The 15,801-nt window shown below is 54.2% G+C and carries 12 protein-coding genes; 9 read left to right on the plus strand and 3 right to left on the minus strand.

Annotation, left to right across the window (positions count from 1 at the left end; all coding sequences use genetic code 11):
- Nucleotides 1–3: 3 nt before the first annotated feature.
- Both DFO57_RS03295 and DFO57_RS03300 read left to right on the plus strand, forming a co-directional pair.
- Nucleotides 4–798, plus strand: coding sequence for a glucose 1-dehydrogenase (locus DFO57_RS03295; protein WP_110015074.1), 795 nt, complete (start codon nucleotides 4–6; stop codon nucleotides 796–798).
- Between the two features lie 138 nt (nucleotides 799–936).
- Nucleotides 937–2,409: a YchO/YchP family invasin gene (locus tag DFO57_RS03300; RefSeq protein WP_110015075.1), complete on the plus strand. Its 1,473-nt coding sequence runs from the start codon at nucleotides 937–939 to the stop codon at nucleotides 2,407–2,409.
- A gap of 421 nt (nucleotides 2,410–2,830) precedes the next feature.
- Here DFO57_RS03300 and DFO57_RS03305 read toward each other — a convergent pair whose 3' ends face one another.
- Nucleotides 2,831–3,922 (minus strand): porin OmpC, encoded by a 1,092-nt coding sequence (locus DFO57_RS03305; RefSeq protein ID WP_013025555.1) that lies wholly within the window; start codon nucleotides 3,920–3,922, stop codon nucleotides 2,831–2,833.
- Between the two features lie 887 nt (nucleotides 3,923–4,809).
- Between DFO57_RS03305 and DFO57_RS03310 the strand changes: the two genes are divergently transcribed.
- The 6 genes from DFO57_RS03310 (at nucleotide 4,810) to spy (ending at nucleotide 11,665) form a co-directional block, all read left to right on the plus strand.
- The gene (locus tag DFO57_RS03310; protein ID WP_014605980.1) at nucleotides 4,810–6,030 is read left to right on the plus strand and encodes an aspartate aminotransferase family protein; all 1,221 of its coding nucleotides are present in this window, start codon (nucleotides 4,810–4,812) and stop codon (nucleotides 6,028–6,030) included.
- The gene (gene astA, locus DFO57_RS03315) at nucleotides 6,027–7,058 is read left to right on the plus strand and encodes an arginine N-succinyltransferase (protein ID WP_014593580.1); all 1,032 of its coding nucleotides are present in this window, start codon (nucleotides 6,027–6,029) and stop codon (nucleotides 7,056–7,058) included. Before DFO57_RS03310 ends, astA begins: the two co-directional genes overlap by 4 nt.
- Entirely contained in the window at nucleotides 7,055–8,521 is a 1,467-nt protein-coding gene (gene astD, locus DFO57_RS03320) for a succinylglutamate-semialdehyde dehydrogenase (RefSeq protein ID WP_014605979.1), read from the plus strand. Before astA ends, astD begins: the two co-directional genes overlap by 4 nt.
- Nucleotides 8,521–9,846, plus strand: coding sequence for an N-succinylarginine dihydrolase (astB, locus tag DFO57_RS03325; RefSeq protein WP_110015076.1), 1,326 nt, complete (start codon nucleotides 8,521–8,523; stop codon nucleotides 9,844–9,846). Before astD ends, astB begins: the two co-directional genes overlap by 1 nt.
- 49 nt (nucleotides 9,847–9,895) lie before the next feature.
- The gene (astE, locus tag DFO57_RS03330) at nucleotides 9,896–10,891 is read left to right on the plus strand and encodes a succinylglutamate desuccinylase (RefSeq protein ID WP_013025560.1); all 996 of its coding nucleotides are present in this window, start codon (nucleotides 9,896–9,898) and stop codon (nucleotides 10,889–10,891) included.
- A gap of 282 nt (nucleotides 10,892–11,173) precedes the next feature.
- Nucleotides 11,174–11,665 carry an ATP-independent periplasmic protein-refolding chaperone Spy gene (gene spy, locus DFO57_RS03335; RefSeq protein ID WP_014605976.1) on the plus strand — a complete coding sequence of 164 codons (492 nt, stop codon included), beginning with the start codon at nucleotides 11,174–11,176 and terminating at the stop codon, nucleotides 11,663–11,665.
- 82 nt (nucleotides 11,666–11,747) lie between these two features.
- On the opposite strand, the gene cho is transcribed toward spy, so the two are convergent.
- Both cho and yddG read right to left on the minus strand, forming a co-directional pair.
- The gene (gene cho / locus DFO57_RS03340) at nucleotides 11,748–12,611 is read right to left on the minus strand and encodes an excinuclease Cho (RefSeq protein ID WP_110015077.1); all 864 of its coding nucleotides are present in this window, start codon (nucleotides 12,609–12,611) and stop codon (nucleotides 11,748–11,750) included.
- A gap of 66 nt (nucleotides 12,612–12,677) precedes the next feature.
- Nucleotides 12,678–13,568 (minus strand): aromatic amino acid DMT transporter YddG, encoded by an 891-nt coding sequence (gene yddG / locus DFO57_RS03345; RefSeq protein WP_110015078.1) that lies wholly within the window; start codon nucleotides 13,566–13,568, stop codon nucleotides 12,678–12,680.
- Nucleotides 13,569–14,113: 545 nt separating this feature from the next.
- On the opposite strand from yddG, the gene DFO57_RS03350 reads away from it, so the two are divergent.
- Nucleotides 14,114–15,769: a methyl-accepting chemotaxis protein gene (locus tag DFO57_RS03350; RefSeq protein ID WP_110015079.1), complete on the plus strand. Its 1,656-nt coding sequence runs from the start codon at nucleotides 14,114–14,116 to the stop codon at nucleotides 15,767–15,769.
- Nucleotides 15,770–15,801 lie beyond the last annotated feature (32 nt).

The raw sequence follows: 15,801 nt of genomic DNA on the forward strand, positions 1-15,801 counted from the left end.
ACAATGAACCGGGATTTTAGTGGGAAAACGGTCGTCATCACCGGCGCCTGTCGCGGTATCGGCGCAGGCATTGCCGCCAGGTTTGCCCAAGACGGCGCAAACCTGGTGATGGTATCCAATTCTGAACGTGTTTTTGCTACGGCGGACAGCCTGCGGCCCATCGCCAACGCGATTCTGGCCCTGCAGGCGGATGTAACCGATGAGAACGATGTGCAGCAGGTGTATCAGCAGGCATTTGAGCGCTTTGGCCGCATTGACGTTTCGGTTCAGAACGCGGGCATTATTACGATTGATAGCTTCGGGAATATGCCCAAAAGCGATTTCGAACGCGTGCTGGCGGTGAACACCACGGGCGTCTGGCTGTGCTGTCGTGAAGCCGCTAAATACATGGTGCAGCAAAACGGCGGCAGCCTGATTAACACGTCTTCAGGGCAGGGGCGTAAAGGATTTATCTACACGCCGCACTATGCTGCCAGCAAAATGGGCGTCATTGGCATCACGCAAAGTCTCGCGCTGGAGCTGGCCCGCTGGAATATCACGGTTAATGCGTTTTGCCCTGGCATCATCGAAAGCGAAATGTGGGATTACAACGATCGCGTCTGGGGCGAAATTCTGAGCACGCAACAAAAAACCTATGGTAAAGGCGAGCTGATGGCGGAGTGGGTAGAGAACATTCCTCTTAAACGGGCCGGGCAGCCACAGGACGTTGCCGGGCTGGTCGCCTTTCTGGCATCGGATGATGCGCGCTACATTACCGGACAAACCGTTAATGTTGATGGCGGGCTAATTTTTTCCTGAAACAAGCGGGTTGTCTGGCCGCGACATGCGGCCAGGCGGCTCGCAGATGCACAAATATCGAGTTAAGTCATGAATCTGGGTCACATTATGCTAAAATAATTAGCGCTGGTTTTATCATTCTCATTGAGAAACCACCTGATGATTTTTATGCCCGGACGTAATGATTTGATGTTTAGACCTGTGACTTTCTCTCTCGCTGCTCTGACTGCGCTTCTGGCGCTGCCCGCCGGTGCGCTGCAAACGGATCATCAGGTGTCGGAAACCCCTTTTAGCGATCCCACGCGTTTTCGCCAGTCACTGGACGATCTTCCTTCTCTTGGCAACGTCGAAGATAACCATGACTGGAGCAAAAAGCTGGCGAAGGCGGCTAAAAGTATTGCGGAAGCCAATGAAAGCAGCAGTGATCTGACCCTGGGCGAGCAGGCCGGGCAGTGGGCTTTTGACCGACTGCGCGACGAAGTGGCGACGCGGGTTGAGAGTGAAGGGCAGTCTTTACTGTCGCCTTATGGCAACGCCGAGTTCAACTTAAACGTGGACATGGCCGGCAACTTTGACGGCACCGGCGGCAATCTGTTTAGCCCGCTGGCTGATGAGAATCGCTACCTTACGTTCAGTCAGCTTGGGCTGCACGACTCTGTTGAAGGCGTGGTAGGTAATGCCGGACTGGGTCAGCGCTGGGACGCAGGCAACTGGCTGTTGGGGTACAACAGTTTTATCGATCGTAGCTTTCGCACTGGACTTCAGCGCGCCTCGGTGGGCACTGAGGCCTGGAGCAACAATCTGCGCTTTTCTGCTAACTACTATCATCCCTTGTCCGGATGGCGTAATCGCGGTGACAGCCAGCAGTCCCGCATGGCCGAAGGTTACGACATCACCACCCAAAGCTATTTGCCGTTCTATCGTCAGCTGGGCGTATCATTCAGCTATCAGCAATATCTGGGGGAAAAGGTTGACCTGTTTAACAGCGGCAACCGTTACCATAACCCGGCGGCGCTCTCGCTGGGGTTGTCTTATACGCCCGTGCCGCTGGTGACCATTTCGGCCAGCCACAAAACCAGCAGTGCCGGAGAGAGCCAGGATCAGCTTGGCCTCAAACTCAATTACCGCTTTGGGGTCGCGCTGAGCAAGCAGCTGGATGCCAATAACGTCGCGGAAGCGCGCTCCCTACGGGGCAGCCGCTACGACACGGTGACGCGCAGCCAAAACCCGGTGATGGCCTACAGGCAGCGTAAAACGCTGTCTGTATTCCTGGCGACGCCGCCGTGGCAGCTTAATCCCGGTGAGAGCGTACCGCTCAAGCTGCAACTGCGCGCCAGTCATAGCATTAAGGCGCTGAGCTGGCAGGGCGATACTCAGGCACTGAGCCTGACATCACCGCCGAACAATAATGCCATTGATGGCTGGAGCGTGATCGTTCCCCCCTGGGACAGCACGCCGGGCGCCAGCAATGAGTACCGTCTGTCGGTCACGGTGGAAGACAGTAAACAGCAGCGCGTCACTTCAAACTGGATCACCCTGAAAGTGCAAGCGCCATTGTCGATGGATGAGCCCGCGGTTGACGGTGCTGTCCAGATGCCGTCGTCCAGTAACAGCCTGAGTTTTAGCGAATAAGCAAGGTTATAGAGCGAGAGAGTCTGTTGTCGTGCGGGAAAGTGCCTGCGATCCTTTAAAAATGGCGATCACCGGGTTGCCTTGATTCTTCTTGCTGCCAGCCTGGATGCACAGACGTATTCACCTTCTCGGGTCAGACTCGAGGCGACATTTGTGTCTTTTACCGATCCCGTCCGGGATTGCGGAGATATCTTCAGACGGAAGTGCACGCGCTGACATCATCGAAAATCTTATCCGCGAACTGACAGCGCGGGTGATTATTGAACCCGCAGGCTGTTGAACGTCGACGTGATTTCTCACTCCCAGCGTTGGCGCTGCTAAAGGGGGTTGAAGTGTGAGTGGGAAGATCGGGCTTAGGCTGGCGGATGAAAAAACGGCCCGTCAGACACAGGCCGGGCCGTTTTGCAATGAGGGTAAACGATTAGAACTGGTAGACCAGACCCACTGCCGTGATGTCATCTGTCGCCAGACCCAACGGATTATTTTTCTTAAGCAGGTTGATACGGTATTCACCGTACACTGACATGTTTTTGTTAAAGTAGTAAGTCGCGCCCACAGAAGAGTATTTATACAGGTCGGCATCACCGATCCCTTCAATATCTTTGCCTTTAGAGGTCACATAACTTACAGAAGGGCGCAAGCCGTTCAGGAACTGATACTGTGCAACAAATTCCATGTTCTGCGCTTTGTTGGCAAAGCCAGTTGCACTTGATGGCATGGGGGTGGCGTTAAGCGTTTCACCGTACATCGCCGCCAGATAAATCTGGTTTGCATCATACTTGACAGATGTTGCCCATACCTGACCTTTGTCGCCACGGCCGAAGGTCGCTGCGTTTTGTGCCTGGGTACGTTGCAGGCTGGCGTAAGCACCCGCAAAACTCAAACCAAAATCAAAGTCATAAGAGGTAGACAGCGCAAAGCCATCGCCATTCGCACGGCTGACCTGAAGACCAGGAGTGTTGGTTGAGCTACGATCGTTCTTGCCTTCGTACTGAGCCGCGACGTTCCAGCCTTTTACCAGACCAAAGAAGTCTTTATTGCGCCACGTCAGCACACCACCTGAACGAGCGGTCAGGAAGGCGTCGTTGTAGGCAGAATCACCGCCCCAGACAGGCAACATATCGGTATAGCTTAATGCGTCATAAACCAGGCCGTAGTTACGGCCGTAGTCCAGTGAACCCAGCTCGCCATATTTCAGACCGGCATAACCTAAACGGGTTTTGTTGCCGTTGTTAGCATCACTACCTTCAGAGTTTTTCACGCTGTACTGGTACTGCCAGAAACCGTAACCGGTGAGTTTGTCGGTAATGGCCGTTTCACCTTTAAAACCGATACGGGCATAGGAAGTAAGATCGCCGTTATTTGACTGATCGTCAGAAAAATAGTGCGAAACGTTAACCTTGCCCTGTAAATCCAGCTTATTCCCGTCTTTATTATAAATCTGTGCGGCCTGAGCAGTAGACAGACCGATCAGTAACGGCATTAATGCCGCCACTAATGTGCGCTTCATCATTTATTATTTACCCTGTGGTTATATTATTATTTCCCCTCTGTTGGGGTGAAAAGAAAATGACACAAATTGTTAATTCAGCCTAGCGCAATAAGTGTAACTAATTGTGTATTTTAAGGAACTAAATCCCAATCAAGCCAGTCTGGCGGCGATGGTGCTACCTGTCAGTGCTTTTTCTTATGACCCTGCCAGCAATGTAAATGCAAGAAAAGCATATAAAACAGATGATTAGTGATTTTTATAGAAAGGGGAAATGCAATATGGCAAAAAAATGATATTGCTAGCCTTTCTGTCTAAATAATCAACACACCTCGTGCAATAAATGAACAAAACAGGTTTGATGGTTAACCATTAGGTTGCTTAGTGATAATTAAATCGGCGATCGGTAATTTATTAACGCTCTGATGATAACCTGCGAAACAATATTACCAGTTTCATATAAATATATTTAAATTGAGAGGGTGAGTATTTTTTTATCACTTTTTTAAATTACGCCGATAAAAATCATGTCTGTCGCATTAACGTTATCTCTAATACTTATCCTCCTCTGCACGACAGCCGTGCAACTGCCCTGATTTAAGGCGGTTGCTGCACTATTTTGAGCAGATAGTTTATCAGCGATCACAAAAGCGATATTTCATCCCGCAAATGCATAATTCTGCTTTAAAAAGCTCTGCCATCCCGCCTTTGTCAGATAACTATTCACTATTTATGCAAAATAAGTGAATGGTGGCCTTTCGTAACCTGTTGATATTACTAAACCCAGCTTGTTTTATGCATTTTAGTCCTTGGCTGGCACGCTATCTGCAAACTAGAGTAGGGCGAGATTTATTATATTTTTAACAATTAACATACAAATACGTTACCCGCTGGGGAACAGGAGAAGGGCTATGTCACTGCAGGTTTCGCGTCAGGATTTTGATCAATGGATGATGCCCGTTTATGCACCCGCCAGCTTTGTACCCGTCCGTGCTGAAGGTTCAACCCTCTGGGATCAGCAGGGAAAAGACTATATCGATTTTGCCGGGGGTATTGCCGTTAATGCGCTCGGGCATGCGCATCCCGCTCTCCAGCAGGCACTTCAGGATCAAGCCTCACGCCTCTGGCACACGGGCAACGGCTACACCAATGAACCCGTTTTACGCCTGGCGAAGCAGTTGATTGATGCCACCTTTGCCGATCGGGTTTTCTTTTGTAACTCCGGTGCCGAGGCTAACGAGGCGGCGCTTAAGCTGGCCCGTAAAGTGGCACATGACAGAGTCGGGCAGCATAAAAGCGGCATCGTGGCGTTTAAAAATGCCTTTCATGGCCGTACGCTGTTTACGGTCTCAGCGGGTGGCCAGCCCGCCTATTCACGGGATTTTGCGCCGCTCCCTGCGGACATTCAGCACGCCGCCTTTAATGACCTTGCCTCTGCGGCAGACCTGATCAACGACAGCACCTGCGCCGTGATTGTCGAGCCCATTCAGGGGGAAGGCGGCGTCGTGCCCGCCGAACCCGCCTTCCTGCGTGGGCTGCGTGAACTGTGCGATAAACATGACGCACTGTTAATTTTCGACGAAGTGCAGAGCGGCGTGGGCCGGACCGGCGCGCTTTACGCTTATATGCACTATGGCGTGACGCCGGACGTGCTAACCAGTGCTAAAGCGCTGGGCGGCGGGTTTCCTATAGGGGCGATGCTGACGCGCGAGGATCTGGCTCAGGTCATGGGCGTAGGTACCCACGGAACGACCTATGGCGGCAATCCGCTGGCGGGCGCAGTGGCCGGAAAAGTCATGGAACTGATTAACCAGCCTGAAGTGATGGCCGGTGTCACGCAACGTCATGACTGGATTGTCGCGGCGCTAAACGACCTTAATCAGCGTCTGCACCTGTTTAAAGAGGTGCGCGGGCTGGGGTTACTGATCGGTGCCGTGCTCAGCGACGACTTTGCGGGCAAGGCGAAACAGATCAACCTTATCGCCGCGGAATATGGCGTCATGGTGCTGATTGCCGGAGCCAACGTGGTGCGCTTCGCGCCTGCGCTCAACATCAGCGAGCAGGAAGTGAAGACCGGCATGGCGCGTTTTGCCCAGGCGTGTGAACACCTGCTACAAGGAAAGGCATCATGATGGTGATCCGTCCGGTCGAACGGGACGATCTCAGCCAACTGATGGAACTGGCGGCGAAAACGGGCGGCGGGCTGACCTCGTTGCCGGTTGACAGCGCCACCTTACAGGCCCGAATTGAGCGATCGCTGCAAACCTGGCAGGGCAGTTTGCCGCGGGCCGAGCAGGGCTATGTGTTTGTACTGGCCGACAGCCAGGATAATCGTGCGGTGGGGATCTGCGCCATTGAGGTTGCGGTTGGGCTGCAGGAACCCTGGTATAACTTTCGTGTAGGAACACAGGTGCACGCCTCGAAAGAGCTGAACGTTTACGCCGCCTTACCGACCTTATCGCTGAGTAACGATCATACCGGCAGCAGCGAACTCTGCACGCTGTTCCTGGATGCCGATTACCGCGATGGCAAAAACGGTTATCTCCTGTCGAAATCCCGTTTTCTGTTTATGGCGAACTTCCGTGAATACTTTATGGAGCGGGTGGTTGCCGAAATGCGCGGCGTCAGTGATGAGCAGGGGCATTCACCGTTCTGGGACAGCGTGGGCATTCACTTCTTTTCAATGGAATTTCGCAAAGCCGATTTTCTGAGTGGCACTGGGCAAAAAGCCTTTATCGCCGAACTGATGCCCAAGCACCCGCTTTATCTGCACTATCTGACGCCAGAAGCGCAGGCCGTTATTGGTCAGGTACATCCCAAAACGGCCCCCGCGCGTGCGGTGCTGGAAGCCGAAGGCTTTCGCTATCGCCAGTATATCGACATCTTCGATGGTGGCCCCACGCTGGAGTGCGATATCGACGACATTCGTGCGGTGCGCGAAAGCCGGGTACTGACGGCTCAACGGGGGGATGCGCCACAGGATGCGCCGCTCTGTTTAGTCGCGAATAGCGATTATCACCAGTTTCGTGTTGCACTTTTACCTGTCGAACCCATGGCGAAAAGTGTTCAGCTCAATGATGAACAGCTGCAGGCGTTACACTGCCAGCCGGGCGACAGCCTGCGCGTCGTGACGCTGTGGAGCGAGGAGAAAAAAGCATGACGCACCTGATTAACGGACACTGGCTCAATGGCGAGTCGGTGCATTTTTCCAAACAGGATCCGGTCAGCGGTGAAATCCTGTGGCAAGGTTCAGCGGCCTCAACGGCGCAGGTGAGCGCGGCCTGCCAGGCGGCGCGGGCGGCATTTCCGGCATGGGCGAGACAGCCGTTTGCCGCGCGTCAGGCCCTGGTCGAACGCTTTGCGGCAGAGCTTGAGGCACATAAAACGGCCCTGGCCGAGTGTATCGCGCAGGAAACGGGCAAGCCGCGCTGGGAAGCCCTGACCGAAGTCACCGCAATGATCAATAAAATTGGTATTTCAGTGAAGGCCTATCATCAGCGCACCGGGGAACAGCAGCAGGGCGACAGCGCCTTGCGTCATCGTCCTCATGGCGTGCTGGCGGTATTTGGCCCCTATAACTTTCCGGGACATTTGCCCAACGGGCACATTGTGCCGGCCTTGCTGGCGGGAAACTGTGTTGTGTTTAAACCCAGCGAACTTACGCCTGCGACCGCAGAAAAAACAGTGCAGCTGTGGCAGGCGGCGGGCGTACCTGCCGGCGTCATCGGGCTGGTCCAGGGCGGCCGTGAAACCGGTCAGGCGCTGGCGGCGGAACAGGAGATTGACGGGCTGCTGTTTACCGGCAGCGCGCATACCGGTTATCAGTTACATCGCCAGTTTGCCGGGCAGCCGGAAAAAATGCTGGCGTTGGAAATGGGCGGTAACAATGCACTGATCGTTGAAGATCCAGCGGATATTGAGGGCGCGGTGCATGTTGCGATTCAGTCGGCGTTTATTACCGCAGGTCAGCGCTGTACCTGCGCCCGACGTTTGCTGGTCAGGCGCGGTGCTGCAGGCGATGCCTTCCTGCAGCGGCTGATCGAGGTGGCAGGAAGGCTGCAGCCGGGCGCCTGGAACGCCAGTCCCCAACCTTTTATGGGCAGCGTCATCTCCTGCGCCGCTGCCGAAAAAATTTATGCCGAATGGCAGCAGCGCGTCGCGGCGGGCGGCAAGGTGCTGCTGACGATGCGCTGGCCCGATCGCCAACAGGCATTATTAACCCCGGGGATTATTGATCTGACGGCGGTGGACGGTCTGCCTGATGAGGAAGTGTTCGGGCCGCTGCTGGGCGTGATCCGTTATGACGATTATCCTCAGGCAATTCGTCTGGCCAACCAGACGCGCTATGGTCTGTCATGCGGCTTGATTTCGCCCTCGCGTGCACAGTTTGAACAACTGCTGCTGGAAGCGCGGGCCGGGATCGTGAACTGGAATAAACCCCTGACGGGCGCCGCCAGCACGGCACCTTTTGGCGGTATTGGTGCATCGGGCAACCACCGTGCCAGCGCGTGGTATGCGGCGGATTACTGTGCCTGGCCGATGGCCTCGCTGGAATCACCTGAGCTTAGCCTTCCTGAAGCCTTATCGCCGGGCCTCGACTTTTCGCCGCAAGGAGCCCGTTAATGAAAGCCATTGAAGCGAATTTCGACGGTCTGGTCGGGCTGACCCACCATTATGCGGGCTTGTCATTTGGCAACGAAGCCTCCACGCGTCACCAGCGACAGCCGTCGAACCCGCGCCTGGCGGCAAAGCAGGGCTTGTTGAAAATGAAAGCCCTGGCCGATATGGGATTCGTTCAGGGCGTGATACCGCCCCATGAGCGGCCTAATATCGCCGTGCTGCGTCAGTTGGGCTTTAGCGGCAGCGACGCACAGGTGCTGGAAAAAGCAGGGAAAACCGCACCGGCGCTGCTGTCCGCAGCGAGTTCAGCCTCGGCGATGTGGGTGGCAAATGCCGCCACGGTTTCGCCTTCTGCCGACAGCGCCGATCGTCGTGTGCATTTTACCGTTGCCAACCTCAATAATAAATTTCATCGCGCGATTGAAGCCCCGGAAACGGCGGCGCTGTTGCGGGCCATATTTCGCGATCCGGCCCATTTTTCCGTGCATGATGCGCTGCCTCAGGTCGCGCTGTTTGGCGATGAAGGCGCCGCCAACCATAATCGTCTGGGCGGCGATTATGGCGATGCTGGCGTACAACTGTTTATTTACGGTCGTGATAACCAGTCTGGCTCGACCCCGCAGCGTTATCCTGCCCGACAAACCCGCGAGGCCAGCGAAGCCGTCGCCCGTCTTCATCAGCTTGCCTCCGACAAGGTGATCTTTGCTCAGCAAAATCCGGAGGTCATCGATCAGGGCGTTTTCCACAACGATGTCATTGCGGTCAGCAATCAGCAAATGCTGTTCTGCCATCAGCAGGCATTTGTCGATCAGCCCGCTTTACTGCGTCTCTTGCACGAATGTGTTCCGGGGTTTGTCGCGCTTGAAGTGCCAACCTCCCGGGTTTCCGTGCAGGATGCGGTGAGCACCTATCTGTTTAACAGCCAGCTTCTGACCCGTGCCGACGGCAGCATGATGCTGGTGCTGCCCGAAGAGTCCCGCCAGCATCCTGGCGTATGGCGCTACCTGAGCGAGCAGGTAGAACGCGATGGACCGTTGCAGTCATTACAGGTATTTGATTTGCGGGAAAGCATGCATAATGGCGGTGGACCGGCCTGCCTGCGTCTGCGCGTGGTGTTAACGCCAGATGAGCAACGGGCGGTGAATCCTGCGGTACTGATGAACGATCGCCTGTTCACCACGCTCAACCAGTGGGTCGACCGTCACTACCGCGACAGGCTAACGCAAGACGATTTAACCGATCCGCAATTGCTGCAGGAAGGGCGGGTTGCCCTTGATGAATTGACCAGACTGCTAGACTTAGGAAATGTGTATGCATTTCAGCAGTGAAGCAGGCGCTGCCATGAGGGCTGCCCGCTTCCGGTTTTAAGGAGGAACGATGCAGGACTTTTTACAGCAGACGCTGTCTGGTGAAGCACCGCGTAAGCGTAAAGGTGAGACGGCGCATCTTCGCTGGCAGTGGTTGTATCACGGTATTCTTCTCATGGAGCCCAAAACGCCGGTTAAACAGGCGCTGGTGCTTTCTGCAGGGGTTCACGGCAATGAGACTGCCCCTGTAGAAATGCTTAACCAGCTCATCACTCCCTTACTTCAGGGCGAGAAGCCGCTTCAGCAGCGCATGCTGGTGGTATTGGGTAATCCCTCGGCGCTGCGCGCAGGAAAACGCTATGTGGCCTACGACATTAACCGACTGTTCGGTGGACGCTGGCAGCAGATTGATGACGGGGATGAGGCGCGGCGAGTGCTGCGGCTGGAACAAACGCTGGAGAATTTCTGGCAACTGGGCGAGTGTGATGAAACCCGCTGGCACCTTGACATGCATACGGCCCTGCGCGGTTCTTATCACACGCGTTTTGGCGTAATGCCCAGAAACGATCGGCCATGGCCGGCAGCGTTTTTGCACTGGCTGGCGGTAGCCGGACTGGAGGCGCTGGTTTTCCACCGCTCGCCAGCGGGCACCTTCACCCATTTCAGCTGTGAGCATTTCGGCGCAGCCAGCTGTACGCTGGAGTTGGGGCAGGCCCGGCCCTTTGGCGAAAACGATTTAACCCAGTTTAGCGCGGCTGCCCAGGCTCTGGCAGCATTGTTGTATGGCGAGACCTTACCGGAAGCGCAATCCGTTCCGCGCCGCTATCGGGTAAGCCAGCAGATCACCCGCCACAGCGAGAACTTTCAGCTTCATATGAGTGATGACACCAAAAACTTCACCGCCTTCCCGCAGGGGGCCTTACTGGCTGAAGACGGGGAAAAACGCTATTTCGTGCAGCAGGCGCGGGAGTATGTATTGTTTCCTAACCCGCGTGTTGCGCTGGGGCTGCGGGCGGGCCTGATGTTGGTTGAAGAAAGCGAACAAACCCAGGCATTGCCTCTCTGACCTTATCCAAATAAAAAGGCGGAAGACACCTTCCGCTTTACTGCTAAAGGCATTACAATTCTCCACGATTTATCCGAAATCTCCTGATTATTCATACTCTTTTTCAATTTCTCACCGCTTTCTTCTTAATCCCTCCATGATTGCCTGAATTGTGGCTTTTGCGCTTTCACGCTTTTACTCTCGCTCGCAGTAATTGACGTTCAGCGTCGTATGCTTGTTTCCGAAGACGCGACAGAGTGCTGTCGTTACGAAACTGAACAAGTGAATAAAAAGGACACTGTGATGCGTAAATTAACTTCTCTGTTACTGGCTTCTACTCTGGCATTTGGCGCGGCATCGGTTGTTCATGCTGAGGCAGATAATCTGACACCGCCACCGGCAGGCACGGAAAAGCCGATGCATAAACCAATGCGGCACGGTATGGATATGATGTTCGGCGGTCTGAATCTGACCGCCGATCAAAAAACCAAAATGCATGAAATTATGAAAGAGCGCCGTGGTGAAATGCAGCGTCCGTCACTGGATGAGCGTCGTGCAACCCATGCCATCATCGCCTCTGACAGCTTTGATAAAGCCCAGGCTGAAGCCCAGGCAGACAAAATGACGGCCAACGCGAAAGCAAACGCGGTTGCCATGATGGAAACGCAGAATAAGCTGTATAACGTGCTGACGCCGGAGCAGAAAAAACAGTACAACGCCAATTTTGAAAAGCACCTGACTGAAAAACGTCCGATGCACGGCAAACTGGCGCCTGCACCTGCACCCGCGCAATAAGCTGTACGTTAATCAGTAAACACGGTTGAAGACCGCCGGCCTTGTCCACGTGATGTGGGCAGTGTCGGCGGTTTTTTTTATGTTAGAGGGGAATAACAGGGTAGTTGCCAGACAGCACCGGGGTGCAGAGAATTTTGTAGCCGTCATGATCGAATCCACCTTTGCCACGTTTAAGGGCTTTTGCCTCTTCGATCGTGTTTACCGAGCCCAGATAAAACCAGTGATCGATAACGTGGATCTGCGTCATGTGTTTGCCTTCCTCCACCAGCGCCACGGCACCCTGCCACGGCCAGCAGAATACCCGCACGCTCTCCAGCGCAGACAGCAGCCTGTCCTGATGATCGCTGACGGGCTCCTTGCCACAGCAGGCCCCGGCACAACGGCGCAGGGCAGAGCGGAAACAGCCCCGGCTGGCACTCACCGCTTCCAGACCGAGTAAACCGTGGCAGAGCTGATATTCATCGGCGAGCTGTTTCAGGCGTTCCAGCGCGGCAAAACGACTGCGGTAAAGCCCAAACAGATTCGGTGACTGACTAAAATCGACGTCACGGGCATAGACGACGTCCGGTTTACCCTCTGGAGTAATGCGCAGCGAACAGAGCTGGCGGTTTTTGCGCAGACGTTTATTAAACAGGGGCTGCTGCGTTTTGATCATCTGCGCTTCCAGCAACAGCGCACCGAGATCGCCCGCCGTAGGGATCCAACTGACGCGCCGCGACTGTCGCAACATCTTTGCTTCGTCAGGCGTACGAAAATGGGACATCACACGCGAACGCAGATTCACACTTTTGCCGATGTACAACGGCAAGGTCTCGCTGTCGCCATGAAAGGTATAAACGCCGGGCTGATTGGGCAGGCCTTCCAGCCATTCACGCAAATGCTCCGGGTATTCATAAATGGTTGCCGCGTCAAATTCGAGGCGATGGGTCGCTGCACGTCTTACCAAAACGGACTCCTGTACTGGTTGTCCATACAGTGTAACAGGCAGGTTAAACGTTCGCCAGTCTGAGATTTATAAACGTCGGGTCGCCAGCCAGCAAAGTAGCGACCCGGCGGTAATCAGGGCGACGCCCTGCCAGAAACTCACCGCCGGCACCAGGTCCAGCCACAGCGAGGCCAGCAGCGCCGAGAGCACCGGCGTGAAGTAGGATGCGGTCGCCAGCAGCGTCAGGTTGCCATGCTGGATACCATAGTTCCAGGCTGAATAGGCAAGCGCCGTCGATGCGCCCATAAACAGCACTTCTGCAGCAGCCGTCAGGCTAAACTGCATGGTTTCCTGAGGGGTGAACAACGCGAATTTGAGCCACAGCGCCAGAGCCGTCACCACAAAAAACAGGGTGACGCCGTTGCTGCCACGTGCAAAGCGGCGCGTGATGTTGTTGTAGAGTGCCCACGTTAATGCCGCAATAAACGCCAGCAGGTAGGCTGTGGGATTGCGGGTCATATTCTGCGTCATCTGGCCCAGTACATCTTCGTTGGTGCCCTTCATCACCCAGATGATTCCGCACAGGGAAAGCAGCAGTCCGGGCCACAGCCACAGGCGAAAACGCTGTTGATTAAGCGGAATGGCCAGCAGGATGGTCAGACATGGCCAGAGATAGTTGATCATCCCTAGTTCCAGCGACTGTTGACGGTTGCTGGCGAGACCAATCGCCAGCGCCAGGCAAATTTCATAGCCGACAAACAGGGTGCCGCCCACAAGCAGATAGCGCCCTGGCAGGGAACGCGGATGGGGGATGCCGCGCGTGAGGCACAGTAAAATCGCTGTCGTGGAATAAATCAGCGCGGCGCCGCCGGTCGGGCCAAACGCCTCACTGACGCTGCGCAACAGGCCAAGGGTGGTGCTCCAGAGCAGAATCGCACTCAAACCAATTAAGGTTGCGCGTGATAAGTTAGCAGGCATAAAACTCAACGTTTAAAGGAGCCGCCAGCGGGCAGCGAGCGCGAAGTATGCTAACGGTAAGCATGTAGCCTGTCCATCAGGTATTCCCCCACGGGAACCTGTAACAGGCCCTGTGCGGAGCAACGTTTTTCCCTCAACGCCCTTCATGAATGGCCTGATTAACAGGTTGCATAACGCCTTTTGCCGATCGCAATCCAACCCGTTGGGGCTTTCCCTCTATTGACGAGCCTCGCAAGCGCATCAACCCTGCGCAGGCAAAGGGGAATGACCACAGGATTAGGTTTCATGGATTTCCGTCCGCGAGCGCCAAAACAGGGTGGAACGTTAAGAATTGGTTAAGGATTTATTACAGTGCGTAACGATGTGTTTTTTTATGAGTCATGATAACAATAACTTATTGTTTTTCAAATGATTCATCCACGTTAAATGCTTAATAAACAATGCCTGTTTTGGGCGCTGTTATCACCTTTTTATGTCGATAGTTAAGGTCTGCGTCTGAAATTTTTAGACGAATTAACTGTTTTAATTACAACCAGGTGAAAAATATGACTATAACACAGCGGCTTTTACTGACCTTTTCTCTTCTCTGCATGGCGCTGATAACCATGGTTATCGTGGCGATTTCTGTCGCGGACGGTTTTCAATACCGTTTCCAGTATGTGCAGGAAAATACTCTTCCTTCTATTACTGATATCGCCAAAATGGTTGATGGCAGCAACGCCATTATCATCGCGCTCTACCATCATCAGAGCATGACCGATCCCGCTAAGCAGATGCAGATTGAGAAAGAAATCAACGGTGTCTTAAACCATATTTCGCTGCTCAACCAGAATTACCTTAAGAACGATATTTCCAGTGAGGAAGATCGACAGATGACCGAAAAGGCATTTGTCACCATTAAAAAAATTGAGGCGGATCTGCCTGCTTTTCTCACCGCCTCACGCGCACAGAACGATGCGGTTTCTTTGTCGATGCTGCAGGGTAATAGCGGTATCGGTGCGGTAACCCGACAGCTGATTAACGATTATCAGAAACAGCTGCAACTGAATGTGGATATTGGTAATCAACTCCGTAAAGAAAATGACAGCACCTATCGTCATACTTTACTCATTCTGATTGCCGGCTCAGCTTCAGCCATACTGCTTTTGGGCTTTTTTACGCTTAAAACCATTTTGGCTATTCGTCGTCAGCTCAACGCGATGCGCCACACTATGGAAGCCGCGAGCGAAAATCTGGATCTGACATTACGTGCAGATGACGCTCGCGGAGATGAAATCGGCCTGACGGCAAAGGCATTTAACCATTTGGTGGAAAACGTTGCCCTGTCCCTCAGCGCAGTAGAAAGCGCGGCGCAGTCGGTCAGCACGGCTTCCGCACAAATTTCTGCGGGCAACGAAGATCTCTCCTCCCGTACGGAAGAGCAGGCTGCCTCCCTGGAACAGACGGCTGCCAGCATGTCTGAGTTGAGTGAAACAGTGCGTCAGACGGCAGAAAATACACGACTTGCCAGCCAGCTTGCCCAAAACGCGCGTGATATCTCTGAAGACAGTGCGTCACGCGTGAAGGCGATGCTGATGACCATGGGTGATATCCGTACGAGCTCGACAAAAATTACCGATATTATCGCGTTGATTGAAGGTATTGCATTCCAGACCAATATCCTGGCGCTTAACGCGGCGGTTGAAGCGGCGCGGGCAGGCGAACAGGGGCGTGGTTTTGCCGTGGTGGCAGGGGAAGTGCGCAATCTGGCTCAGCGATCGTCTTCTTCTGCCAGGGAGATCAAAGCGCTTATTGAAGCTTCTATGCTCCATGTGGAAGCCGGCTCGAATCAGGCAGAAGGCGTGGGTAACAATATTACGCGCATGACAGACGCGGTCCGTCAGGTGACCGATTTAGTCGATGAGATTTCGGTTGCTGCAAACGAACAGTCTCAAGGGATTAATCAGGTGCACCTGGCCGTAAACCAGATGGATGATGTGACGCAGCAAAATGCCTCTCTGGTTGAAGAAGCGTCTTCTGCATCCCGTTCATTAATGGATCAGGCCTCAACCCTCAACCAGCTGGTTGCTACCTTCACGCTCGCCAAAACGCAGCGCCAGGCACCGATCCAAAGCAGCAGGGTCGGACGTGCAGACCGCGTGCCACTTCCTGCCCGCAACGCGATGGCAGCGGCGGGTGACGCTGACTGGCAGCGTTTTTAATCGGGAACCTATTACATGGCAGCGCCCGGCTA

This window comes from Pantoea sp. AG702 (assembly GCF_003182295.1).
GTDB lineage: Bacteria > Pseudomonadota > Gammaproteobacteria > Enterobacterales > Enterobacteriaceae > Pantoea > Pantoea ananatis.

Excerpts from the sequence above, each read along its gene's own strand:
- yddG (WP_110015078.1), bottom strand. The coding sequence starts at position 13,568 with ATGCCTGCTAACTTATCACGCGCAACCTTAATTGGTTTGAGTGCGATT.
- DFO57_RS03310 (WP_014605980.1), top strand. The coding sequence starts at position 4,810 with ATGTCACTGCAGGTTTCGCGTCAGGATTTTGATCAATGGATGATGCCC.
- astB (WP_110015076.1), top strand. The coding sequence starts at position 8,521 with ATGAAAGCCATTGAAGCGAATTTCGACGGTCTGGTCGGGCTGACCCAC.
- astE (WP_013025560.1), top strand. The coding sequence starts at position 9,896 with ATGCAGGACTTTTTACAGCAGACGCTGTCTGGTGAAGCACCGCGTAAG.
- astD (WP_014605979.1), top strand. The coding sequence starts at position 7,055 with ATGACGCACCTGATTAACGGACACTGGCTCAATGGCGAGTCGGTGCAT.
- DFO57_RS03305 (WP_013025555.1), bottom strand. The coding sequence starts at position 3,922 with ATGATGAAGCGCACATTAGTGGCGGCATTAATGCCGTTACTGATCGGT.
- spy (WP_014605976.1), top strand. The coding sequence starts at position 11,174 with ATGCGTAAATTAACTTCTCTGTTACTGGCTTCTACTCTGGCATTTGGC.
- DFO57_RS03300 (WP_110015075.1), top strand. The coding sequence starts at position 937 with ATGATTTTTATGCCCGGACGTAATGATTTGATGTTTAGACCTGTGACT.
- astA (WP_014593580.1), top strand. The coding sequence starts at position 6,027 with ATGATGGTGATCCGTCCGGTCGAACGGGACGATCTCAGCCAACTGATG.
- DFO57_RS03295 (WP_110015074.1), top strand. The coding sequence starts at position 4 with ATGAACCGGGATTTTAGTGGGAAAACGGTCGTCATCACCGGCGCCTGT.
- DFO57_RS03350 (WP_110015079.1), top strand. The coding sequence starts at position 14,114 with ATGACTATAACACAGCGGCTTTTACTGACCTTTTCTCTTCTCTGCATG.